The sequence below is a fragment of the Veronia pacifica genome, assembly GCF_001707825.1.
Taxonomy (GTDB): domain Bacteria; phylum Pseudomonadota; class Gammaproteobacteria; order Enterobacterales; family Vibrionaceae; genus Veronia; species Veronia pacifica.
This window is the reverse complement of record NZ_LYBM01000001.1, coordinates 319,003-340,051: the sequence shown is the minus strand read 5'-3', so window position 1 is coordinate 340,051 and position 21,049 is coordinate 319,003. Positions and strand designations below refer to the sequence as shown.

The following is a 21,049-nucleotide window of genomic DNA, read 5'->3' as shown; positions in this document are numbered from 1 at the left end:
GGTCAAAGCTCCTTTGCTGCTGCATTAAGATCATTTGTATTTGGCTCGACTTCTAGAGCTAAGACAACAAACAAACTCATAGACATGCTAATTCCTTAAAAATAAAAACCGAATTCAAAGTACGTATAACGAATGACATGGATTCCCCCTCACGAGGATTTGCCACACTTAGGTGTCGCGTTTAATACCGGAGGTAACCATGTCTTCTCTATTCTTTTGTGGCGTTGACCTCGCCAAACATCACTTCTCTCTGCACGCCGTTGATGACCGGGGAAAAGTCATCCTCCACAAGTCCGTTTCACGTACTAAATTGCTGACTAAATTAGCAAATATGCCCACCATGCGTATAGGTATCGAAGCGTGCTCTGGGGCGCATTATTGGGCGAGAGAGTTCATCAAGCTAGGACACGATGCCCGTATAATGGCCGCGAAATACGTTGGCCCTTATCGGACAAAAGGCAAAAATGACCTTAATGATGCCATGGCTATCTGTGAAGCGGTTCAGCGTCCTTCAACTCGATTTGTTCCTGTTAAATCACCTGAACGACAAGCGATTCTTTCTATTCACAGAATGCGTGAACACTGGGTTCAGGAGCGCACTGCTCTCATTAATCGTATTCGTGCTTTGCTCAGTGAGTTCGGTATCGTTTTCCCTACGGGGCGAGCCGCTGTACAACGGGAGGTGCCGCTCATTCTCGAAGCCGCTGAAAACGGCTTACCTGATATTGCGCGCGCCGTCTTGGCGGATTGTTTTGAACACCTACAGACATTGAATCAACGTATCGACGACACGGAACAGTGCTTTGATATGGTGACCAAAGCCAGCCCCAATGCAAAGCGTATTCTCACGTCCGAGGTGTCGGGCCTCAAACCGCCACAGCCATTATTGCAGCCATCGGTAAAGGTGAGCAGTTCGACTCCGGGAGAGACTTCGCTGCCTGGCTAGGTTTGGTGCCGAAACAGTATTCAACAGGCGGTAAACCCAGACTGGGGCGTATCAGTAAACGCGGTGACAAATACCTGCGAACGCTCTTGGTTCATGGTGCAAGAGCTGTAATAACTAACTTGGGCGAAAAACAGGACAGGCTCAGTGTCTGGGGGAGAAACGTCCTTGAACGACGAGGGATGAATCGAGCCATTGTGGCACTGGCAGCAAAGAACGCCCGCATTATCTGGGCACTGTTACACAACCAAACTGAGTATCAAGACTACGCCGCCTGAGCACGAGGCGGCGTAGGGAAACACACCAACCGGGTCATTGCAGACGCAGCTGATGAGGAAAGGTTAAGACCATTTGCAGAGAGCCTGTTAATGCGGCGGGCACATTGATGCCTTCTAACGAATGAGGCACTGCAACCGCGCAATGTCATCAGGGCCATGACGTGAGTCAGTAAAAGGCCGAATGTAGAGCGGCAGTCCAAAACCCATCTTCAAAAGTCTAGCGGATGTTTGACGAACGGGGGAATCCATGTAGCCCTGTTAAGGTGTGAGCAACGCAATACCGAAACTCCCGAATACCACCTTAAACACTAAATTCAACGCATGGTAAAAATGCCTCGCGTTGCGAATCATTCTTAAACAGATTTTTATACAAACAATTAGAGTTTATCGGCAAGCTTCTTTAAATGGTTCTTAGCCAACTCATAATTTCCGCGACTTAACCACTTGATACAATCAAAAAGCTCCCAAGTAAGACCTTCATCACCATTCGTATAAGCGGGAAAGTCCTCATGCTTTGGAGCTGGTTCATCCGTTACCCTTTGCTCGATGATGCCCGTTTTGTCGAATAGCACTTTAAACGGTTTTGAAATACTGAACGATTCACTCAGATCTAAGCAATGAATTTCGGTACTCGTTAAATCATTGAAGATGTACTTTTTAAAGTAAGCATTATCATTGTGGAAACCATCAAGTAGGTAGAATATTTCCTTGTCGCACTCAAAAACTGAGAAGCACTCATTTGCCGACTTATGGAAGTTGTTCTTAGTGAACACAATAATATCTGCATCCGAAACACGGTCACCTTTCCCTGCAGCCAATGAGCCCAATAACACCGCCGCTACTACGTCATTTTCTGAAATAAACACTGAGCACACAGATCGAACTAACTCACTTTGGAGAGGAAGATGCTCAAAATCTAGCTTTTCTGACCTCAAAACCACCTCCGTTTGTATAACGCCGCTATCATTTGCGGCAAAAAGTGAAGTGAGTGAAACGAACGAAGCTTTTTGACGTCAAATGCATAGCCTTGTTAGCTGCTCTCTGCGAATGTAAATTGAATGCCTTTGAACGGAATACTAACCTTTAAAGGCAATAGTTCTTCAATCTCTGCGAGACCTACATCGTTTTTAAGTTCACTGATTTCCTCCTCCAGAAGATCAAGAAGGTTGATATTAATATCCCATTCCTTTTCTTCACCGAATAAGCAAACACAATGCCCTGAATTAACTACATAACCACTTAAATTTTTTCCAGATTTGGTTATAAAATTGGCCTTTCGGTGCTCAAACATAAATGAGCCAACTTTAGTTTTATCTGGGATGGCAAACCAATACTCGTCAGACCAACCAACGTTCTCCAACTCCGACGATACTACTTTTCGGTCAAAACCAAGCTCTTCGAGTGTATCGATATCATCAGGCTCATAGTATTGAGCCCAAGTCAGTGATTCTTCGAAATACTTCCTATTTAGTTCAGTATATTTAATTAATTCGAATTTCATCTTGTATAGCTAACAGTGAAATAAACCCCAAAGTGTCCAATATAATTCTCACGATTTGTCCAATATAATTCATGGGTGAAATTTGCGATCGTCTGCACGCCCCGCAACCTCTTGCGTGAAGAGAATTGTTCAAAATCCTTTGCGGGAAAAAACACCAAAATGGGAAATATGAATTATATTGGACAAATTGGCCGACATGGATATTTACACAGTGTCATTTTATCGGTTAATTACCCCATCGCACACATCAAGTATCGAGAAATCCCTCATCCAGATTGACGGTAAATTTTGGATAAAATTTTCTTATCTAAAACCTCGGGATTAGACTCGAATAGTGCTATTGCACTAACAAGATTTGGGGCAATGTTAAGCTAGCCATCATGTCTCATTCAAAAGCGAACAAAAGCCAGTTTCAGAGAATAAAACATTAGCAAACCACGAATAATTAAAGGTATGGCAAATAGCGACACTGAACTTTCAGGAGGCACGCGCTGAGAGAGGAACTCTGCTTTGCGATGACGACGCTCGAAGCAAAAAAAGCGCTAACACCCCCACACGTCCAAATCAGATCGTAAAATTAGCTGACAGAGAAACATCGGGCTTATTCAACACTCAGGATGTCGTGTTGACGTTGCAACAACTTACTCCTTATTTGTTATACCTTAAATCCAAACTTGCTCTTCTGATAACAGAGTAACTTCACTTTGTTGTTCACCAGTATGCGCGGCAGAAGACGGCCTGCCATTATGAAACGGGTATTATTTTGGGCTTTGGGACAGTGCTCAACCCTTTAGGAACAACATACCATTCACCGAGGTAACGAATTTGATTTACAGCTCTCATCGTTACAGTTAGCTGTCCTTTCAAGACGATAAAAAGCGCACCGTTATTCTCGCCTTTACGTCACATGTAGTGATTCATTATCTATGATTATGGTTTGATTAAGATGAATTAATGATGGACGCCAAGATGCTAAAATTGTGTCTGACTCTCTCTGCCTGCTTTTTTATTTTTACAAATGCATCACCTTCATTTGCTAAAAATGCTGTCACGACTCAGAAAGCCAGTTTTATCAATCCATCACAAACACCATTTTCTACCAACCCGAGAAAAGACTATGGCGTTCATCTCGGTAATTGTCGCGGAGCAGTTATTGCTCCATCTTGGATATTAACGGCAAAGCACTGTATTACCGATAAAAGAAAGCGTAAGCCTGGAAGCATCCCTGCCCGCTTTTTTTACAAAGGCGGTGCTAAAGAACGTCTTAAAGCCTCAGCCGTTTATCTTTACAAAAAAGCAGATTTGGCATTGATTCAGCTTACAACACCCATTCACCAATCAAATGTCTTGCAGCCCGTTCTGCTTTTAGGCACACCGCTCAAAGCGAAGCATGGTTCACTGCCAATGAAAAAATTGTCTGTACCCATAGGACCATGGAAAAATATCCCTGTGCGTGCCGGAAAAAAACAAAACGCATACATTTCGAAAGAAGACAGAAGAGGCGGGCCAGGAACCAGCGGTTCCCCATGGATATTTGAGACGGCTATCGCGGGTGATGTATTATTCGCGGTAACACATGGTTCAGGCAGAGGCGTTTTGGTCGCTTATGCTCGCAAATGGCTGGATAAGACTGTAAAGCGCCATACCCCCGGAGAAAAACTGCACTGGATAAGGCTAAATCCCCTGCTTCCTGATTTGAATTGAGCAGCTTGCGCAGCGGGGCCCACTTCCCCTTTAACGAGACAACGCATAGCGAGAGTTTTCCAGTAGTAGTAAGTCGCTTTACTGATCCCATGCTGGCGGCAAATATCATCTTCTTTCATGCCTGCATCTGCCTCTTTGAGAATGGAGACGCTCTGAGATTCAGTGAAACGTGATTTTTTCATGGTGCTCTCCTGCTTTTATGTGGCAGAAAACTCCCGTTTTAGCCTGTCTCAGCATAGGGGAAGTGGACAAAAGCAACGTTGTATAGCAGTAGTGAAAAAGTGCGATTTAAACGAGAAAAAGGCGTAAAACACCACATTCAAAATATCGTACTTGAAATGAGACGAACTCAACGTGGGGTAAAAGCGTGCTGGGTAATTACTTATTTATTTCTGCCCATGTATCAGCAGCACCATCAACATACCGGGTTTTAAGTGAATGAATAATACTTGGATAAACTAAACGAAAATTGACCGCCATTCTGTTTTCATTGCCAATTTTTGTTGGCGTGTAATGAGTTAAGCAACCACAGTTATCACAGTGGTGAAATTCAAGTGTTTTATAACCCCAGCAGTATGAAGAAATAGCCCCTTTTGTAGATGTAATGGTCACCTCTTTGGGTGAAAAATATGCCCAGAGTGCCGCGTATTTACTACAAGCGGAACAATTACAACTTGTGACTTCTTCTGTAGTGGCAGGAACTGTTATTCTGATATTGCCACAATGGCAACTTACTTCAATCATCGAGCAAAACACCTTGATACTTAACAGACAGCTTTTTCATTACTTTTAAAGCGACTGTAAAAATTAAAGGCCGCATCTTAAGTCACCTTTAGCATCAATGCATTAAGATTGTTTCATACACAGTATTTAATTTTATACGAAAGGAAAACAACACTATATAGTTCACATATTAGTGACTGCGCAAGTGTGAATATATGACGAAATTTAAGGCAGCCCTTTCCCGAAATGATTAACGGATAGGGGAGAGTGAAAATTATCGTAAACTCTGGGCCATACGGATAAGATCCCAGTGTTTGCCGTTGAAAAACCTCAACCCGCTGACGACTTCGTAGGTTTTAAAACCTAACTTTTCATAACAGGCGATGGCAGACCGGTTATGCGCAAAAACACCGAGCGATAACACTTGCGACTGATATTTGTGCTTCGCCCGAGCGATCGCGAGCTCCAGCATGATTGCGCCATAACCCTTTCCTCTATGAGCTGGATGGATAAACACTCTGCATAGTCGATATTCAGTCTCTGACACCTTATATAATTCAATAAATCCTACAGGCTGATCATCGCGGATAAACAGGAAGGGCAAGGCCTCATCTCGGGCATAGTGCTGTTGGAGTTGCTTTATTGTCAGAGGATATTCGAACTGTGGACCACCCCATAGATAGTTGAGTTCACTTGAATCTATCCAGTTTATGAGTAACTGATAATCCTTTGACTGGAATTCAGTCAGGTTAGCATTAATGCTATTTTCAGTTTCCATACCGTGCTATTTCCCTTACATGTCAGGCTTACACTATCAAATCTAAGGTCAAAGGTAAGTGCCCGGAGGCCCTGGCATAAACACGCCAAACAGAAATGGGGGACTTTTGAGAGGCATATTAACGTCTTAGCGATTTCCCCTCCCACGCTTTGCTGTTGGAACATCAGCACCACCTATTCACGGTTTATGCTCTGGATGCTTCTTATTTTCGCGGATGTTGAGATCCAATGTACCGATAGGTTCGCCATTTTCACGGGCAACCAGCCTACATAGCGCCTCTGTGTTGGCTGCTTTTAGCTTGATATCATTCTGCACTGTCTCTTGGCGCCGGTATCCCTTCATAGCGAATCAGCCCCGCGAGAAAAATCAGGCGGCCGCCATGATGCCGTTCATACTCAATGCATCCCCCAGAAACAGCCACGCCAACCCCAATGCAAACACCACTTCAAAGCTGCTGATCATGGTGGTTTTCTCCATCTCTGCTAACTGCGCGCCGCGTGAAAACAAATATTGGGGCAGGGCTGCAGAAAGCACACCGAGCGCCAGCACCAGTCCAAGCTGCTCAAGCGTAGATGGCAACGAAAAGGCGTGTTGGCTGAAGAGTGTGACAGGGACAAGCACCATCACATTACCGAGCAAGGCCGCGAACATTCGTGCGGCGGTACCGTGGCTTTTCTCCGGCAGAGAAAACATATTGATCACCACCGCATACGACGCTGGCGCAACAAGACACACCAGTATATCGAGCCAAGAAGCGTTAACACCCTGAGCGTCTTGCATGATACCGACCGCGATAGCGATAAGTATCGCCGCTATCATCCGGTTACGGCTCATGGTTCGATTAAAGCAAAGCCAGCCAAGCAATATCGTAAACATGGGGTAGGCGTAATACATCAAAATCACTGTGTTGGGCTCGAGCTGAATCAGGCTTGTCATAAAAGCCAGCATGCCAACAGCCGAAAGCCCGCCCACGACGACAAAGCGCAGAAATTCAATATCCAACACAGGGCGCTTTTTGATTAAAAACAACATGAGTAGCGTCGGGATAGCAAAGCGATAAAGCGTGATAGAGTCGGCGGAGAATCCCTGACTCAATAACAACTGCGCCAACAACGGGTTCGAGCTGAATCCAAACGCGGCTGCCAGTACCATCCATCCCCCCATGGTGTGTCTCCCTCCTTCTGTTATAGCGCCGTGTATCTGAAGAACCAAAGGAGAATGTTAGTGGTTTTGATATAAAGTTATTAATGAATAACTCTATAAATACATAAAAGGAATGCATGTATGAGGCTGGAGATTCGTCATTGGCAGTTGCTCGATGCCATTGGAAAATATGGTAGTTTGGGCGCGGCGGCAAACGTGCTCGGCGTGACACAACCCGCCATGAGCCATCGGCTTGCAGAAGCCGAGCGCCGATTAGGTGGCGCGATATTCGAGCGAGACGGACGAAAGCTCAAACCGACGCCAGCCGGACAAGCACTGATCCAAACCGCTTCCTCTGTATTGCCGGAGCTATCGCGTGCAGAAGACGAGTTTGAACGCACCGCCGCTAATGCCAGTCACTTAGTGAGGGTAGGGATGGCGCAATACTCCGCTTACCATTGGGTGCCGGGGTTTCTGAAATCGCTCGCGTTTTGCAGGGAGAAAGTACAAATAGATTTTGTTGCTGCTGCAACCCGTGAAGCCGAAGTGACCCTGATAACGGGGAAAACCGACATCATCATTTCGCCAGCGCGGTCAGAGAACCCGTTACTAGACTGCAAACCCCTGATAAGAGACGAGCTTGTGTTGATCACACACCCTGAACACGCCCTTGCTTCCAAACCTTGGATTGAGGCGCAGGATTTGGTGGATGAGGACTATCTCACCTACAGCCTTGATGCGCTTCCCGGCTTTGAATACGAGCGCTTTATCCGGCCATCCGGCATTCGCATTCCACACATACAAATGGTGGAAATGACCGATGCCATCGTGGAAATGATCGCCGTTGATTTGGGCGTGAGCATTCTCTCTCGCTGGGCACTCAAACGTTCGATAAAGCAAGCACTGGTCGCAGCGGTCTCCGTCACCAAACACGGACTCCCTTTAACCTGGTACATCATCAGCCGCAAACAAGACGGTAAAAACGAAGCGATCAAGACCACGGCTGAATCCTTGCAGCAATGGTTTTTGGTTAACGAGTCAAGTTAACTGTCCAGACTAAATATTCAGGCTCAATCGCGCCGCGCAAACAAAGGTTGTCCGCCGATTTCGATACAAACCTGCGGCTATAAAAAGAGGCGTTTTGCAGCTAAACCTTGGGACTCAAGATTCTAAAATTGATGGGGGATAAAGCCTGTTAAAGAGTGAGCAAGGCAATACCGATACCACCGCATACCGCCTTAAACATTAACACCAACGCATAGTGAGATGTCACGCGTTGCACATCCCTCTTGAGCAGCTTGTTATGCTATGGCCTGAGGAAAACAAATTCACTGTCAGGAGCCCAGAGTACATCGTCTGTCGCTCGATATCCCCTTAACCAAAGCCCAGTGCTATTAGCGCTGAGATAAAAACCTCTTGGATACATGTCATCAGAAAATGGTGGGACTGAAGCGACGGTTAATAGCGGACCGTCAGGTTGCGATAGGTAATGCAATCTAAGATAAGGGGCGAGTTCAAGACCACAAGGCATTAAGTTCTGCTCTTTCGCCGCATCTAAAATATCAACAATCAAAGCGCCTTCTGAATATCCTAATTCGTGGACACTTACCTTAACTAACTCTACTGTTTGTCGCTTATTCGAAATCTCAAACTCTTGGGACATAAATAACATGACAGCGTAAGCATTAAGATTGATTTTATTCTTTGAAAGCTAGAACAGTAACTCATCTTTACTGTGTGTACCGAGCTCTACTTTCCATGCCTTGTATTCCAACAAATATCTCCTCATGTCGATACGCATAACAGGTTAACACCCCACAAGGTGTCCAAAATAATTCATGCGAGTTGTCCAAGATAATTCGTGGGTGAAAGTTGCGACCGTCTACACGGCTTTATTCCTCTCGCGCATAGAGGATGGTTCAAAATCCTATGTGGAAAAAATACCAAAATGTAAAATATGAATTACATTGGACAACATTTAATGGAAATAGATACTGTCTTCGACTAGCTCAATGACACAGTCAGCGAAACTGCAAAGATCAGTAATACACTGCTCTGCGAGGCAAGCGAGTTGCAAGGACTGGTCGCGCAATTCAGAACCTCACCAGCATCGGCTGAGCGCTAAACAAACCGATTAATCGGCCAAACTACTTCTATTTCAGCGGGAGTTTGGTCCGGATAAGCTCACATTTTTTAACCCTTCCCCTCGTCTCAGCAGGAATTTCTTGCCTATTGTTCTTGAGCATTTGACAGCACTCGCCAACTGATTCACTAATACTCTGACGTTGTGAGTTTCTTACTATTCGGTAGTCATCTATGACTCGTTTATTGATTGTTGAAGATATCCCAGCCTATCAACAGTTTCTCGGACAGTTGGTCCTTTCCCCAACAATTTCTCACTGTGATTGTGCTGGGTCTTTAGCTGAAGCCTTGTCACTGGCAGGAGAAGACAGCTACGATTTGGCCTTGGTCGATTTAGGGCTGCCAGACGGTAATGGGTGTGAGCTGATTCATTTCTTGCGGCAGCACTCGCCGAATACTGAAGTCATGGTACTCACCATTTTTGGTGATGAATCCAATGTGCTCAATGCGATTAGGGCTGGCGCACGGGGCTACCTGTTAAAAGACACCCCGTTTGAGAAAATTGAGGAAGCCATTGCCAATCAAATTGCGGGCGGTGCTCCAATGAGTGCGGCAGTCGCGGCTCATGTATTGAATCAAATTCAGAGTGTGGCCCAAACACCACTGAATAATCCGCTGACCCAGAGAGAAAATGAAGTATTGGTGCTGTTAGCAAAAGGGCTAAAAACCAGTGAAATAGGCAGCACAATGGGGATTTCGCATTATACGGTAAATGATCATATCAAGGCCATTTATCGCAAACTTGAAGTAAACAGTCGCTGTGAGGCGGTGTTTGAAGCCAACCAGCAGGGATTGCTCTGACCGTTATCCGGGGAATAATCAGCCAGAGCCTTTGTTTCAGTGGAATGTTAGCCTCCTCAGGGCGGATAATCCTGCCAAGACAACTCAAAGTGAGGGCCGTCAGGAAAGGTTTTCCAATCTCCGCCCCACTGAATGGCGATGGCTTCCTTGTCAGCCGCCTCTTTCATGGCATCAGCAATCTGCCAATAGAGTGGCCAATCCCAATGAATCTGACCACATAGGTAAGCACCAAGATCGACCGCGTGTCCGGTCAGGTGACGGCTCTTCATCGTTGTCGTGGCACCCGCCTCAAGCAACTGCTGCTGCCGATTGACGGTTCGACACCCTTCCAGCACGGAAAAGTCGACTGAGGACAGTTTGATGGCGTGTCTCACCACCCGGATCAAGTCTTCATGTACCCCGTCCAATCGCTTCAATGACCGTTCACCTAAGTAAAATGTCGTCATTTTTCACTCCCAGAGATCTGTGTCTTCCCTATCCATGAATTCATGCATCTATTGATGTGTTCATTAATCCATAAACATTTTCGGTGGCGTCACTTTGACGCCAACTCAATGAGGCGGGCATCGAGTCGCTCGACGTGAGAATAAAGCTGTTTGACCGATTCAAGCAGCAGTGGAATCAAGCCTTCGTAGTCAACACTTTTCAGTCCATCCTCGTCTTCATCAACCAACGAAGGGATCACGGTTTCAACTTGCTGAGCAATCAGACCAAATTCCTCCGTTAGATGATGAGTGTCCTTCCACCGGTAGGTCACACCTTCAATTTGGTTAAGTAAGTGCTGCGCAGAAACGATCGGTTTGATGTTCTGCTTGAGTCGTTCGTCAGATGAACGCCGGAATTGGCGGGCCTTAATGGTACTGGTTGTTCCATCGATATGAATGTCTGGAGTCTGTTTGGGGGTTGTGACTTTCAACGAACCGGGTTCATTATCGATAGATTCAGAGACAGCAGCCAGCATACCTATTCGTATTTCACGTCGGCATTCCAACTGCCCGGTAAACACCTCTTTGGTGATGGCTTTGGTCGTCGACACTTTGTCAGGGGTGATATACGTCCGCTTACTGCCGCCACGGAAACGGGCGATATTGTCAGTAACAAATAGCGTATTGCCGTTGAGGACCATGCCACTTCCACTGTTGGCGTCCAATTGTTCACCAAACCGGATCATGCGGGCAATGTTGTCGATACGTGTTCTTTGAAGTTTGATATCTGTCGCCATGATGACTGTCCTTTTAATGATGTTGAGTAGAGTGGAGGCCGAAAGGAAGAGGAATACCTTGTGGTCTGAGTGCAGCGGCGGCCTCCTCCAGATCAAAGGCGAAACTCGCGCCATTGATCATGACCTGCAAATTGACGTTGTTCACTTTACTGACGCCCGATGTGGCGCAGCGAAGACTGAGCTTAGTCAGTGAGCGGATAGGCAGCTTCGCTTCCAGATCGAGAACCACCTGTTCAGATGCAAACAATGTCAATGCGCCCTGATTTGCCGCGGCTTTTACTACAAGCGGAAATTTTCTGTTGCCATAGTGAAGGTGGAAGATGAGCTTTTTGGCGCGGGTTTTCGCCTGTACGGTCAAAGTAGCACCGAGCATATTCAAGGTTTGATGCGGAATAAGGTTTCGCAGTGAGCCGTAGAAGGGAATACCCAGCTCTTTTGTGGCTTTACGCAAGCTGTAACTTGGCGCAATGTTATTCATGATTTTTCTCAGACTGAATGTATGATGGTCTGCCATCATTGAGCGCAGTCGTGAAAAATACTGATTTGCCCCTGCTTTGTTGGGATGCAGCATATGGGCTTTGCGGCAGGCGATGGCAGAGAACAGGTTCTGCTCGACGTCAAATCCACTCTTCTTGGAATATTCCAGACCAACCTGATAGTTGGGGCAGAGTTTAGTTCGCTCTCGGGTAACCAATCTGTCGCCATTCAAACCCCAAACCTGCGGGCGCTTGGTAAACATGGCACGCGTGGCAGAAAGCCCGGGGTGAAGAAACCAAACAGGCGCTTTTGAGGTATCTGCGAGTTCGAGATTTACCTTATTGATGGCGCGCATCGCGCCCAGCTCCATCGCAATGTAGAACAGATAGGCGTTGAGTTTGGCTTGCTCTACCGCATCTGCGGGTGTCTGTAGCCCTTCAGCAAACCAGCCGAGAATGTCATCTAACGGCGTCAGTTCCTTAGCAAAGTCGATGGCCGCGTCAGCAAAACGATTCCCGGTGCGAAAATTGATAATCTCCTGCAGTACCGAGCCCGCTTGCTCCATCAAATCAATAAACTGCTCGACTGTGTCAAACCTTGACTGCGGGGATACAGATGGAAAATAGCCGGTATAGACAATCAGGGCATTTGGGCACTGCGACCTCACTTTGCGGATAAAGGGCACCAAACGCTGATCGATCAGTCATCAAGCTTTCTGACTGTCTTTTCATAGTCTGTCGCGGCAGATGTAAAGCCAACATCATTGGCGAGGCCATTCACTAGAAGTAGGTCGATACTTTCAGGCCGCTCAAGCTCTGTCAGTTGTTTGGTGATGGTGGGATAAGCCGCCGGTAATTCACCAAAAAAACCGGTTGGGGATGATGAGTATCATAAGCCGGTCGACGATGATGCTCTCTCTTGTCACCAATAATCGCACCCGAGTGAGCCTTGAAATCTCCGGTAATAGGCTGGTGAATGTCGTCAATAGAGGCACGAATACCAAGCTCATGGGCAAGCCAAGATACCAATTGGCTCGCATATGTTTGCCGCCTGGGGATCCCTTGTCCCCACATGACAGAATCGCCAATCACTGCAACTCGCATAAGTTTCTCCTTTACAAGCGTTGATAGCAGGGGCGTGAGTAAAAAGAAGTTGAAAACGCCCGCAATGAAACGTGTTAGGAATCAGGTTCAGTCTTGTTGTATTTGCTTGAGGCAAAGTTTGATGACGTCAGCATCACACATCGGCTGATTGAAGAAAGCTGGAGATAGCAAGGTGGTAGCGCCGGGGAGGTAGGCTTCATGCCCGCGTCCCGCAACGACGAGAATGTCTTCATCCGTTTGTTGAGAGAGTGCCTGATAAATAGCGTCAACCCGGCTTTTCACCACACGCGCATGAGGCAATGTCTGACGTAAGGGAGAGACGATATGCTCAATCGGCTCAGTGCGTGAATTGTCGCCAGTGATAAAAATGTGCCGGGCATGCTTACCGACTTTCTTTGCCATCGGAATGCGCTTGGTCTTGTCACGATCTCCCCCGCAGCCGAATACCACGGTCAGGGGTTTCTGATAATGTTCTCTCAACGCAGACAACGCGTTATCGAGGCCATCTGGGTTATGCGCAAAATCAACAAAGATATGACGTTTTCCTCCCGCGTCGACCGCTTGCAATCTGCCTTTGGGCAGAGTGAGTTTGGGAATCGACGGCAGCGATTTTTCGATGGCTTGTTCGCCGCAAAGGCTTGCTACCAAACCGAGTGCAGTGAGGAGATTGCAAACATTGTGTTGACCAAAAAAAGGCACCCTACCCTGCCAGTGTTCACCGCCCAAGCGCAAAGTGAGTTGATCTTGATTGAGTGCGCCATACCACTGGCTGGCCGATGTTTGGCAACTGAAGGTTTTGGCTGTGCAGCCATGTTGAGCGCAGGCATCAAACCACGCGCTGCGGTGCGGCTCCTCGTTACGAAGCCAGATACTGGCACCGGGTCGGCAATGGGCTGCCAAGGTGAGTTTGGCGTTGAGATAATCTGTTTCGGTTTTATGGTAATCGAGATGATCGTGAGACAGGTTGGTAAAAGCTGCGCAGTCAAAATGGAATTTTTGATATTGTCCCAAGATAAGAAGTCGGCTGAAGCATTCCATCAAGCAAATATCGATTTGCCATTGCGCCATCACTTCCTGCACATGGTCGTAGATCCTCTCAGGCGTGTTGCAATACCAAGGCAGTGATTCAGTGACGTCTTGATGGCAGATCCCTAATGTGCCCCACGTCATCGCGGACACACCGATATGGCTCAGCAGTTGACGGGCAAATTCAATGCTGGTGGTTTTCCCGTTAGTTCCAGTGACAGCAGCAAATTTCATGATGAGTTCCTTGCCAGAAGCGGTTAGCAGTATGCGATTAGGAATTGGCTACCAGCGTAAACCTGACAGGAATATCCACCATCCCAAGTTCTAGGGGGTAGCAATGCACGCATGAACGACAAGCTGTCTGCGATGATTGCTGGGAACTCGATTATCGCGGCTGTTTTTCGCCTGACAGCCGTGTTGTTTTTGCCTGCGCTGCTGTTACTGACAATGGTGAACGGGCTCGAAGTCAGTCATCGTATTAATTTGCCGGCAGTAGATTCGGCAAAACAACTGATTAAGCGGAACGACACACCGACCTATCGCGACGTTTCACTGCCGCATAACGCCAGCTCGGGGAAGGGGTTTTCATACGGAAAATATTTGGTCACGCTCCCCAAAATGGCGGGTGAAACCACCGCTATCTTACTTCCTCCATTCAGAGACACATTAGTGATGCGCTATAACGGCGACTTACTTTGGCAGACCGCTCCTGTGGCCTACTCCCGGGAACATATGATGCCGAGGTTTCGCTATCAACCCGCCTATCACGAATTTCCTCATCGTCTTTTTAATGGTGAACGTTTATCTGTGATGGTGGAAATTGGCTCCAGCGGTGGCCTTCGATTACCGCAAATTTATGTGGGGACACCAACGGAGGTAAAGCCAGTTTATTTCCGTCTTTACTGGTCTCAAATTGGCGTTCATAAAATCATGCTTTGGCTGACACCGATAATCGCCCTTTTCTACTTATTACTCTGGTGGTTTCGTCGTCAAAACAGCGAATATCTTTACTTTGCGCTGGGTACCGTATGTTGGACGATGACCAATATGACGTTCACCATTTCCCAACTGCCGATTTCTCAACAAATGTATTGGATGCTGTCTGTTTCCTTTCAGCCGCTTCTCACTCTTTTTATGGTGCTGTTTCTCCACCGCTGGTATGGCATTGCAGCAAGAAGGCTTGAGTTGGGGTTTTGGTGGATCTCCTGCTCGCTGGTAGTCGCCTCTTTCGCTTTGTATGAGTGGGATCCTCAGTATCTTTGGTGGCGATTTAACGAGAGTTTTCTGCGGGGATTCGTCGCATTAAGTGCCGTCTATATCGGCGGAAGACTGCTGTGGCAGGTTGTTTTACAACCAAGTCGCAGTGCAGTTTTTTTGGCGATCTCCGGCTTGTTCGGTGTCTACGCCGGAGTGTTGGATTCGCTGGATGGGATGCAACTTCTGGATATGTATTTTCCACTGAGCATACATGCAAACCTGCTTTTCTTTTTAACCCTCTCTGCGCTGCTGATGTACCGTTATGTCAGTGCCTTGAACAAAAGTGAAGAATTACAGAAGTCGTTGGAAGACAAAGTGGTCGAGGCAGTAAAACGCTACGAGAAGGAACAGTCTATCGCCTACGAAAGCGAAAAGCAGCGGGCTCTCCTAGCTGAGCGACAACACCTTTTGTCCGACATGCATGATGGGTTGGGAAGTCAGCTCGTCGAACTGATCACACTGATCAGAGTCAACACAGTTCACCGGAACGACCTCCAACGCAAAGCGCAGCATTGTCTCAATGACCTTCGCCTGATCCTTGATAGTCGTAATCCCCTATTTGAATCTCAGTTTTCCGTTTTGCTGGGTCAATGGCGCACTCGTATCGACCCGGTATTAGACGCGGCAGGGATTGTGCTGCACTGGGACGTGGACATTAACGATGAAGAGATATATTTCACTGCCCAACAGAAACTGGATTTACTCAGAATACTTCAGGAAGTAATGACGAACACCATCAAGCATGCACAAGCCGCAGACAGAGTCTCTTTCCGCTGCCGACTAGAGACAGAGAAGATGACGTTGAATATTGAAGACAACGGGCGGGGTGATAACACTCTCACAGCGAACCCAAATGGTTACGGCTTGGCGTCAATACAATCGCGCATAGAGAGACTGGGCGGAGATTATGTTTTCGAAAGAGACGACACACGCACTATTACTAGGGTGTCGATACCTTTGCGCAGGTAAAAATGGCATCAATGCATGAAGGGAAAATCATTGGAAAGCTAATGGGTATAGGTATCTGATAAATTTTACTTTTTTTACAAACATCACAACGCTTATTTTCGGTGAAATTATTAATCGACTGAACTCCGATGGACCTCACTTTTCCACTATTGATACATGTCGCACGTGGCGAGATATTGCACAATGTTCGTTGAAGTAAGAGGGTAAATGACTGATTACAAAAGCTTGCGGACAAACAATGAAATATCAGCAACCTTTAGTTTCTTCGTCGTTAGAATTGCCAAGGCGATAAAGGTATCAAGGAAGAAAAAGGAAGAGATTTATGCAGTCAATGTTATTAGCGCTTGCTCTAGCCGCTACCAGCGACATAGCCCCGTATACTGAATGTACAGTACTGCTTCATGGGATGGGACGCACTGAATATTCCATGAGGAAAATAGCGAAGGAGCTCGGAAATGAAGGCTACATAATCTCAAACTATAGCTACCCCTCCCTGAGTATAGGTATCGAGGAAATTGCTGATCTTCATATCCCGCGTGCCATTTCAAAATGCGGCAGCGCCGAAAAGATACATTTTGTGACGCACTCGCTGGGCGGGATTGTTCTGAGAAAATATTTATCTACCACGCAGCTAGATCGATTGGGACGTGTCGTTATGCTTGGGCCTCCAAATCAGGGCAGTGAAATTGTAGATACCCTCAAAAGCCTCCCGGGCGTCAAACTTATTAATGGACCCGCAGGTTTGCAGCTTGGCACTGATGAAAATAGTGTGCCTCGCACTCTTGGACCTGTTACCTACCCTGTCGGTATTATTGCCGGTAGCTACACCCTCAACCCTATTTTTTCTCACCTGTTGCCAAATCCTGATGACGGAACGGTATCTGTCGCAAGTACGAAAGTAGAGGGAATGACTGACCACGTGGTCATGCCCGTTACCCATACCTTTATGATGCGAAACGAAGACGTTATTACCCAAGTTAAAGCATTCTTGAAGTCAGGAAAATTTGATAGCCGAGATTGACTTTGATACAAACCCAAACGACCTGAATTGCCCGTCCGTAGCTTGTTTGGCTATAACTGCGGATGCCTTCGGTCATCATGAAATAATGCTTTTTGGCAGTGCCGATAATCACTGCTACTTAGCATCAACGTGCCTTCCTCCTCTGCTATTTTGGCCGATACGACAGTTGTGAATCGCACCATGGGTTCCGGAGGTATCTTCTCACTGATTAGCTATCGACTTGATAGACACATTTCAGTTAGACACTTTGATGGGCAATTTTGAACTAGCTTAAATTTGGACAAAAATGAGTTGGCTAGGGTAATTACTGGATAGCTAAACTAATAAATACTCATGCTTTTTGGGTAAGGTCTAGTTTTTAGGGAACAGGTCAATACACATTATTGTTGTCTGAATATTATTACTATCTGATTGATGCAACGGTCTAAAACCCAACCTTGTATACAAACCAACGTTATGGCTTTCGCATTGCAGGTAAAGACAAGACACACCATTATCAATTGCAGTCTCTTTTGACTTGCATATTAACGCCTTCGCTATTCCCCTCCCCCGCTTTGGTGTTGGGACATAAACACCCCCTATCCAATGTTCATATTCTGGGTGCTGCTTGTTTTCACGGATTTTGAGCTCTAGTGTACCGACAAGCTCGCCATTTTCATGGGCAACTAAACTGCATGGAATCTTAGTATTTGACGCTTTGAGGTCGATATCATTCTGCACCATTTCAATAGTGACGTTTGGAACTTTTGAAGCCCATTCATCGAAGTACCAGTTTGCAATCACTGATGCATGCTGACGATGTTCCGCTAATAGTGAGATTTCCATATTTCCTCTTGGCTGCAACCCGTCTTAAAACCACAAAGAAACAAAAACTGAATTTGAGTTCAAATACGTCATTAGAATTTCAGACACGCAACGCAAACAAAGGTTGTTCAGCGATTTCGACACAAACCTGCGGCTATTAAAAGAGGGATTTGGCGATTAAACCTTGGGGCTCAAAATTCTAAAATTGATGGGGATAACGCCTTCCAGCACAGGTGAAAAATGCAGGAGAAGTTTTTTGACCCTGTGGCTGCATTTGTTCGCCCTTGCTCCATGTCTTTCGCGGCTTACTGCCAGCACCTTTTGAAAAAGCTACCGCATAAAGCTTTGCTGCAAACCATGTTTGAGCCGCCAAGAAACAACAACCTGATTGTGAATTTAAATGGGCAAACTGGGGCAGGCATCTTAAATGAGATATCAGATGGTTCATATGGCAAAGTCCGTGCCGGGTATCTACCCTAATCAACTTAGCTTCAACACCTGCGCTCATTCCATCATTCATGTCATTTTAGGATTCTTGTTGGCGTCGGCGGGAACCATTCCTAAACGAATAACACACTTACATGAAGAAGTGATACATCATGTGCTTCCTGTTATACGAGAAGAGCGAACATACCCGAGGATCGTAGAGCCAAAGGCAAAGAAATTCCCCAATAAAAAGAAAGCCAGTCAGCTTAACTGACTGGCATTAGCCCATTTGGGGCGCTTTTATGACATCGAAAAAGTAATAAACTCATTGCGTCTTAAACAACTACTTTTTCATTGTATTCTGAGCCTCTTTCAAGCGATTGAGCTGGGTCTCGGACAAGCCTTGTACAACCTCCACCCAGTTTTCTGGTAGTTCGAATGAGGTCAAGCCATTGTGTGCAACGTATTTGGCAACATCGCCAAACACACCCGTCCAACCACCATTGCTATAACCCAGATATTGATTGTGTGTTGCCGTCCCCGCACAACCGACAGGATAAGGACACCTTGGGTAATCGCAACCATCGGCTTTGTCTGACCATGGAGGCAGGGCTTTTGACACAACCCAGCTTTGTCCCCAGGGCATATTACCCGATTGTGCAACAGTTTTTAATATGTTGTTTTTGAACGCATGGTTATTATTGACATAGTCGTAGAAGCAATCTTCTAAGCCTATAGAAGTATTACCAATTCGACACAGTGAACCCAGTCGGTTTGCGTCCTGACACAATGACACCATTCTGCCCGAAAAGTCCGGGCGATATTCTTCAACTGTTGCGCCCGTTACCTCAACCCACGGTTTCACCGTGAACATAGAAAAGGTATTTTTCCAGTATCGGGTGTGAGTCATAATCTGTCGGTGAATGCAGCGCTTATGATCCAGAGCGGTTTATCCAGCATTGATCATTGCTGTTCGTCTTGCTTGCCCCTTAGCGTCTGTGCCTGGCATTAACAGCGTTTCTGCTGTTTCCATCGCGCATGATGAAATAGCTACTTCAGAAAGATATCGACCGTTATTCGCTGAGCCATCATAGCGCGCAGCCAGATTTTTCATCATGTGATCATATCTGTCCCAATACCTTTCAACCCAAAATTTGGCAAGATAGACCTTTTCTCCTTAACCCGTCGTTTTGCCAAGATATTGCCCCGCTTCGCCCTTCAGCCAATCTGGCGCATACTCACCGGTAAAGACTCTCAAGCGAACTTTTTTGCCTCGATTACTCATAGCACTCAACGCTTTATCAATCATCGAATAATTGAAATTACCTTTAGTCGGCTCAAGATATTTCCAGCTAACAGACACTGTCATGCCGTCAACCTCAATGCCCCTAGCCTTCATTCGAAGATCAACACAATGCTTGTTATCAGTGATAATAGCCTGACCATTCAGCTGCAAAATAACGCCATTCTTCGCACACTGAAGGCCCTTTGTCACAAGCCCTTTTATGGGGTCTTTCTGTTGCGCATGTGCCTGCCCTCCCCAAAGTGCTGCCGTTGCCAGCAATACAAGAGCTGTATCCTTACATAACCGAAATCTTTTCATTTCATTCACCACTGTGATTATTTTTGATGTGATCTAAGAACTCGATTTACAAAACCATGCGCATAAATGTGACTTTAGTCACGTTTTTATCTTGTAGCCATACGAGATAAAATTTGCGAGGAAATTGAGAAAGTTTGAGAGAGTTAAAAGGATTGTGAGAAGAATGCTTTCATATCGAATGTTGCATTAAAATTTCACTTTCCGAGCTTGCCAGTTCTAAAGAAGGTTGAACGCACACATCCCCACTCATAGGTATCTGTTAGTGTTGTTATTTTCAACTCCCAAGAGGAAATAGCGACAATGGCCCTGTCAACCTTCATAGACAAATCTCAGAGAAATTGGTAGCTCTTGGAACAAATTAAGACGTCTTAGATAGGCCGAGTCTGATCAAATTGTCTCAAAGGAGCTTACAAAGCTAGTCGCTATTCAGTGAGGGTTTTGGGTCTGAGCAGCGATTCAACATCAGTAATACGGTCGAGGATTCGCGTCGCGTCTGTGAAGGTTGCCTGACCGGTAAGCGCTGTCGGAATGACCCAGCAATCAAGCTTTGCTGCCCGGGCAGCCGTTACACCTCGTGGCGCGTCTTCGATGGCAAGACATCTGCCTGCCGCAATCCCGCTGTGGTCGATCGCAGAGAGATAGGGATCAGGCGCAGGTTTACTGTGTTTGTAGTCCTCACGCGCCACGATAAAGTCAAAAAACGCGAGCAGTCCCGTACGTTGGTGCATGGCTTCGAGGTGTTGACGACGAGAACTTGTTACGATCCCCATGACAAAGTGGGGACGCAACGCCAAAAGCGTTTCGCGAACACCGGATATGGTGATGGGTTCACTCTCAAGCAAATGTAGGTATCGTGCGTTACGGGCACGTTTTATCGCAGCAATGTCTGCCTCGCTCAGGCCGTGAGCTGCAGCAAACGTAGAGGTCCCGCCGGAGCGTTTCAAAAAGTAATCGATGTAGTGTTGTATGGTGAGATCAATCCCTGCCTGCGCGAACACATCACGAGTGGACTGAAAGTGTAAACGTTCGGTATCGACAAGCACACCGTCGTTATCCCAAAGGAGTACTGCATAGTTGGGTGGCGCAGAGGGGGTATGTTGTAAGCGCATGTCGATCTCCTTATTCTGT

23 protein-coding genes and 3 pseudogenes are annotated in these 21,049 nt (G+C 46.4%); 8 read left to right on the top strand and 18 right to left on the bottom strand.

The genetic code is table 11. From position 1 onward, the window contains the following. Positions 1 to 199 precede the first annotated feature (199 nt). Positions 200 to 1,221: pseudogene (locus A8L45_RS01515) on the top strand (IS110 family RNA-guided transposase). Between the two features lie 377 nt (positions 1,222 to 1,598). Here the strand turns inward: A8L45_RS01515 and A8L45_RS01510 are convergent. Together A8L45_RS01510 and A8L45_RS01505 are read right to left on the bottom strand one after the other, a co-directional pair. Next, positions 1,599 to 2,156 (bottom strand): nucleotidyltransferase domain-containing protein, encoded by a 558-nt coding sequence (locus A8L45_RS01510; RefSeq protein WP_068898471.1) that lies wholly within the window; start codon positions 2,154 to 2,156, stop codon positions 1,599 to 1,601. A gap of 95 nt (positions 2,157 to 2,251) precedes the next feature. After that, complete coding sequence (locus tag A8L45_RS01505; protein ID WP_068898469.1) at positions 2,252 to 2,722, bottom strand: hypothetical protein; 471 nt, start codon at positions 2,720 to 2,722, stop codon at positions 2,252 to 2,254. Positions 2,723 to 3,691: 969 nt separating this feature from the next. Here A8L45_RS01505 and A8L45_RS01500 point away from each other — a divergent pair. Beyond that, positions 3,692 to 4,426: a trypsin-like serine protease gene (locus A8L45_RS01500; protein WP_175401877.1), complete on the top strand. Its 735-nt coding sequence runs from the start codon at positions 3,692 to 3,694 to the stop codon at positions 4,424 to 4,426. A gap of 56 nt (positions 4,427 to 4,482) precedes the next feature. On the opposite strand, the pseudogene A8L45_RS25600 reads toward A8L45_RS01500, so the two are convergent. The 5 genes and pseudogenes from A8L45_RS25600 to A8L45_RS01485 all read right to left on the bottom strand — a co-directional run. Continuing rightward, a pseudogene (locus tag A8L45_RS25600) lies at positions 4,483 to 4,608 on the bottom strand (transposase); the annotation flags it as partial. A gap of 196 nt (positions 4,609 to 4,804) precedes the next feature. Beyond that, a complete protein-coding gene (locus tag A8L45_RS01495) occupies positions 4,805 to 5,170 on the bottom strand; it encodes a GFA family protein (protein ID WP_083228137.1) in 366 nt (121 codons plus the stop codon). A gap of 253 nt (positions 5,171 to 5,423) precedes the next feature. Beyond that, the gene (locus tag A8L45_RS01490; RefSeq protein ID WP_068898465.1) at positions 5,424 to 5,927 is read right to left on the bottom strand and encodes a GNAT family N-acetyltransferase; all 504 of its coding nucleotides are present in this window, start codon (positions 5,925 to 5,927) and stop codon (positions 5,424 to 5,426) included. A 177-nt stretch (positions 5,928 to 6,104) separates the two neighbouring features. Further along, positions 6,105 to 6,269, bottom strand: coding sequence for a hypothetical protein (locus A8L45_RS24375; protein ID WP_175401876.1), 165 nt, complete (start codon positions 6,267 to 6,269; stop codon positions 6,105 to 6,107). Positions 6,270 to 6,293: 24 nt separating this feature from the next. Further along, entirely contained in the window at positions 6,294 to 7,091 is a 798-nt protein-coding gene (locus A8L45_RS01485) for a DMT family transporter (RefSeq protein WP_083228136.1), read from the bottom strand. A 120-nt stretch (positions 7,092 to 7,211) separates the two neighbouring features. On the opposite strand from A8L45_RS01485, the gene A8L45_RS01480 reads away from it, so the two are divergent. After that, complete coding sequence (locus tag A8L45_RS01480) at positions 7,212 to 8,117, top strand: LysR family transcriptional regulator (protein ID WP_068898462.1); 906 nt, start codon at positions 7,212 to 7,214, stop codon at positions 8,115 to 8,117. A gap of 259 nt (positions 8,118 to 8,376) precedes the next feature. Here A8L45_RS01480 and A8L45_RS24370 read toward each other — a convergent pair whose 3' ends face one another. After that, the gene (locus A8L45_RS24370; protein WP_068898505.1) at positions 8,377 to 8,733 is read right to left on the bottom strand and encodes a hypothetical protein; all 357 of its coding nucleotides are present in this window, start codon (positions 8,731 to 8,733) and stop codon (positions 8,377 to 8,379) included. Positions 8,734 to 9,386: 653 nt separating this feature from the next. On the opposite strand from A8L45_RS24370, the gene A8L45_RS01470 reads away from it, so the two are divergent. Next, positions 9,387 to 10,013, top strand: a complete 627-nt coding sequence (locus tag A8L45_RS01470) for a response regulator (RefSeq protein ID WP_068898460.1) — start codon at positions 9,387 to 9,389, stop codon at positions 10,011 to 10,013. A 56-nt stretch (positions 10,014 to 10,069) separates the two neighbouring features. On the opposite strand, the gene A8L45_RS01465 is transcribed toward A8L45_RS01470, so the two are convergent. From A8L45_RS01465 to A8L45_RS01445, 5 genes are all read right to left on the bottom strand, one after another. Then, entirely contained in the window at positions 10,070 to 10,459 is a 390-nt protein-coding gene (locus A8L45_RS01465) for a M15 family metallopeptidase (protein ID WP_068898459.1), read from the bottom strand. A gap of 89 nt (positions 10,460 to 10,548) precedes the next feature. Next, positions 10,549 to 11,235 (bottom strand): tail fiber domain-containing protein, encoded by a 687-nt coding sequence (locus A8L45_RS01460; protein WP_068898457.1) that lies wholly within the window; start codon positions 11,233 to 11,235, stop codon positions 10,549 to 10,551. Positions 11,236 to 11,248: 13 nt separating this feature from the next. After that, the gene (locus A8L45_RS01455) at positions 11,249 to 12,397 is read right to left on the bottom strand and encodes a hypothetical protein (RefSeq protein ID WP_245680621.1); all 1,149 of its coding nucleotides are present in this window, start codon (positions 12,395 to 12,397) and stop codon (positions 11,249 to 11,251) included. A 133-nt stretch (positions 12,398 to 12,530) separates the two neighbouring features. Beyond that, positions 12,531 to 12,815: an SGNH/GDSL hydrolase family protein gene (locus A8L45_RS25155; RefSeq protein ID WP_068898452.1), complete on the bottom strand. Its 285-nt coding sequence runs from the start codon at positions 12,813 to 12,815 to the stop codon at positions 12,531 to 12,533. A gap of 87 nt (positions 12,816 to 12,902) precedes the next feature. Continuing rightward, positions 12,903 to 14,075, bottom strand: a complete 1,173-nt coding sequence (locus A8L45_RS01445; RefSeq protein WP_068898450.1) for a Mur ligase family protein — start codon at positions 14,073 to 14,075, stop codon at positions 12,903 to 12,905. A 111-nt stretch (positions 14,076 to 14,186) separates the two neighbouring features. Between A8L45_RS01445 and A8L45_RS01440 the strand changes: the two genes are divergently transcribed. Both A8L45_RS01440 and A8L45_RS01435 read left to right on the top strand, forming a co-directional pair. Next, complete coding sequence (locus A8L45_RS01440; protein WP_068898448.1) at positions 14,187 to 16,067, top strand: sensor histidine kinase; 1,881 nt, start codon at positions 14,187 to 14,189, stop codon at positions 16,065 to 16,067. A gap of 322 nt (positions 16,068 to 16,389) precedes the next feature. Further along, on the top strand, positions 16,390 to 17,088 hold the full coding sequence (locus A8L45_RS01435; protein ID WP_217492106.1) for a lipase family protein: 699 nt from the start codon (positions 16,390 to 16,392) through the stop codon (positions 17,086 to 17,088). A gap of 351 nt (positions 17,089 to 17,439) precedes the next feature. Here A8L45_RS01435 and A8L45_RS01430 read toward each other — a convergent pair whose 3' ends face one another. Further along, the gene (locus tag A8L45_RS01430; RefSeq protein ID WP_068898447.1) at positions 17,440 to 17,913 is read right to left on the bottom strand and encodes a GNAT family N-acetyltransferase; all 474 of its coding nucleotides are present in this window, start codon (positions 17,911 to 17,913) and stop codon (positions 17,440 to 17,442) included. A 219-nt stretch (positions 17,914 to 18,132) separates the two neighbouring features. On the opposite strand from A8L45_RS01430, the gene A8L45_RS24365 reads away from it, so the two are divergent. Then, a complete protein-coding gene (locus tag A8L45_RS24365; protein WP_068898444.1) occupies positions 18,133 to 18,372 on the top strand; it encodes a hypothetical protein in 240 nt (79 codons plus the stop codon). Continuing rightward, positions 18,320 to 18,592, top strand: a pseudogene (locus A8L45_RS23705) (IS4 family transposase); the annotation flags it as partial. The gene A8L45_RS24365 and the pseudogene A8L45_RS23705, both read left to right, overlap by 53 nt. Before the next feature lie 69 nt (positions 18,593 to 18,661). Here the strand turns inward: A8L45_RS23705 and A8L45_RS01420 are convergent. From A8L45_RS01420 to A8L45_RS01410, 4 genes are all read right to left on the bottom strand, one after another. After that, positions 18,662 to 19,228 (bottom strand): hypothetical protein, encoded by a 567-nt coding sequence (locus A8L45_RS01420; RefSeq protein WP_139122274.1) that lies wholly within the window; start codon positions 19,226 to 19,228, stop codon positions 18,662 to 18,664. A gap of 39 nt (positions 19,229 to 19,267) precedes the next feature. After that, a complete protein-coding gene (locus A8L45_RS24360) occupies positions 19,268 to 19,435 on the bottom strand; it encodes a hypothetical protein (protein WP_175401875.1) in 168 nt (55 codons plus the stop codon). Between the two features lie 60 nt (positions 19,436 to 19,495). After that, positions 19,496 to 19,921, bottom strand: coding sequence for a beta-galactosidase (locus A8L45_RS01415; RefSeq protein WP_068898441.1), 426 nt, complete (start codon positions 19,919 to 19,921; stop codon positions 19,496 to 19,498). 422 nt (positions 19,922 to 20,343) lie between these two features. Next, positions 20,344 to 21,030 carry an HAD family hydrolase gene (locus A8L45_RS01410; RefSeq protein WP_068898439.1) on the bottom strand — a complete coding sequence of 229 codons (687 nt, stop codon included), beginning with the start codon at positions 21,028 to 21,030 and terminating at the stop codon, positions 20,344 to 20,346. Between the last annotated feature and the right edge of the window lie 19 nt (positions 21,031 to 21,049).

Bases quoted from the DNA above. Each gene is read 5' to 3' on its own strand.
- A8L45_RS01505 (WP_068898469.1), bottom strand. From the start codon at position 2,722: ATGAAATTCGAATTAATTAAATATACTGAACTAAATAGGAAGTATTTC.
- A8L45_RS01500 (WP_175401877.1), top strand. From the start codon at position 3,692: ATGCTAAAATTGTGTCTGACTCTCTCTGCCTGCTTTTTTATTTTTACA.
- A8L45_RS01495 (WP_083228137.1), bottom strand. From the start codon at position 5,170: ATGATTGAAGTAAGTTGCCATTGTGGCAATATCAGAATAACAGTTCCT.
- A8L45_RS01490 (WP_068898465.1), bottom strand. From the start codon at position 5,927: ATGGAAACTGAAAATAGCATTAATGCTAACCTGACTGAATTCCAGTCA.
- A8L45_RS24375 (WP_175401876.1), bottom strand. From the start codon at position 6,269: ATGAAGGGATACCGGCGCCAAGAGACAGTGCAGAATGATATCAAGCTA.
- A8L45_RS01485 (WP_083228136.1), bottom strand. From the start codon at position 7,091: ATGGGGGGATGGATGGTACTGGCAGCCGCGTTTGGATTCAGCTCGAAC.
- A8L45_RS01480 (WP_068898462.1), top strand. From the start codon at position 7,212: ATGAGGCTGGAGATTCGTCATTGGCAGTTGCTCGATGCCATTGGAAAA.
- A8L45_RS24370 (WP_068898505.1), bottom strand. From the start codon at position 8,733: ATGTCCCAAGAGTTTGAGATTTCGAATAAGCGACAAACAGTAGAGTTA.
- A8L45_RS01470 (WP_068898460.1), top strand. From the start codon at position 9,387: ATGACTCGTTTATTGATTGTTGAAGATATCCCAGCCTATCAACAGTTT.
- A8L45_RS01465 (WP_068898459.1), bottom strand. From the start codon at position 10,459: ATGACGACATTTTACTTAGGTGAACGGTCATTGAAGCGATTGGACGGG.
- A8L45_RS01460 (WP_068898457.1), bottom strand. From the start codon at position 11,235: ATGGCGACAGATATCAAACTTCAAAGAACACGTATCGACAACATTGCC.
- A8L45_RS25155 (WP_068898452.1), bottom strand. From the start codon at position 12,815: ATGCGAGTTGCAGTGATTGGCGATTCTGTCATGTGGGGACAAGGGATC.
- A8L45_RS01445 (WP_068898450.1), bottom strand. From the start codon at position 14,075: ATGAAATTTGCTGCTGTCACTGGAACTAACGGGAAAACCACCAGCATT.
- A8L45_RS01440 (WP_068898448.1), top strand. From the start codon at position 14,187: ATGAACGACAAGCTGTCTGCGATGATTGCTGGGAACTCGATTATCGCG.
- A8L45_RS01435 (WP_217492106.1), top strand. From the start codon at position 16,390: ATGCAGTCAATGTTATTAGCGCTTGCTCTAGCCGCTACCAGCGACATA.
- A8L45_RS01430 (WP_068898447.1), bottom strand. From the start codon at position 17,913: ATGGAAATCTCACTATTAGCGGAACATCGTCAGCATGCATCAGTGATT.
- A8L45_RS24365 (WP_068898444.1), top strand. From the start codon at position 18,133: ATGCAGGAGAAGTTTTTTGACCCTGTGGCTGCATTTGTTCGCCCTTGC.
- A8L45_RS01420 (WP_139122274.1), bottom strand. From the start codon at position 19,228: ATGACTCACACCCGATACTGGAAAAATACCTTTTCTATGTTCACGGTG.
- A8L45_RS24360 (WP_175401875.1), bottom strand. From the start codon at position 19,435: ATGATGAAAAATCTGGCTGCGCGCTATGATGGCTCAGCGAATAACGGT.
- A8L45_RS01415 (WP_068898441.1), bottom strand. From the start codon at position 19,921: ATGAAAAGATTTCGGTTATGTAAGGATACAGCTCTTGTATTGCTGGCA.
- A8L45_RS01410 (WP_068898439.1), bottom strand. From the start codon at position 21,030: ATGCGCTTACAACATACCCCCTCTGCGCCACCCAACTATGCAGTACTC.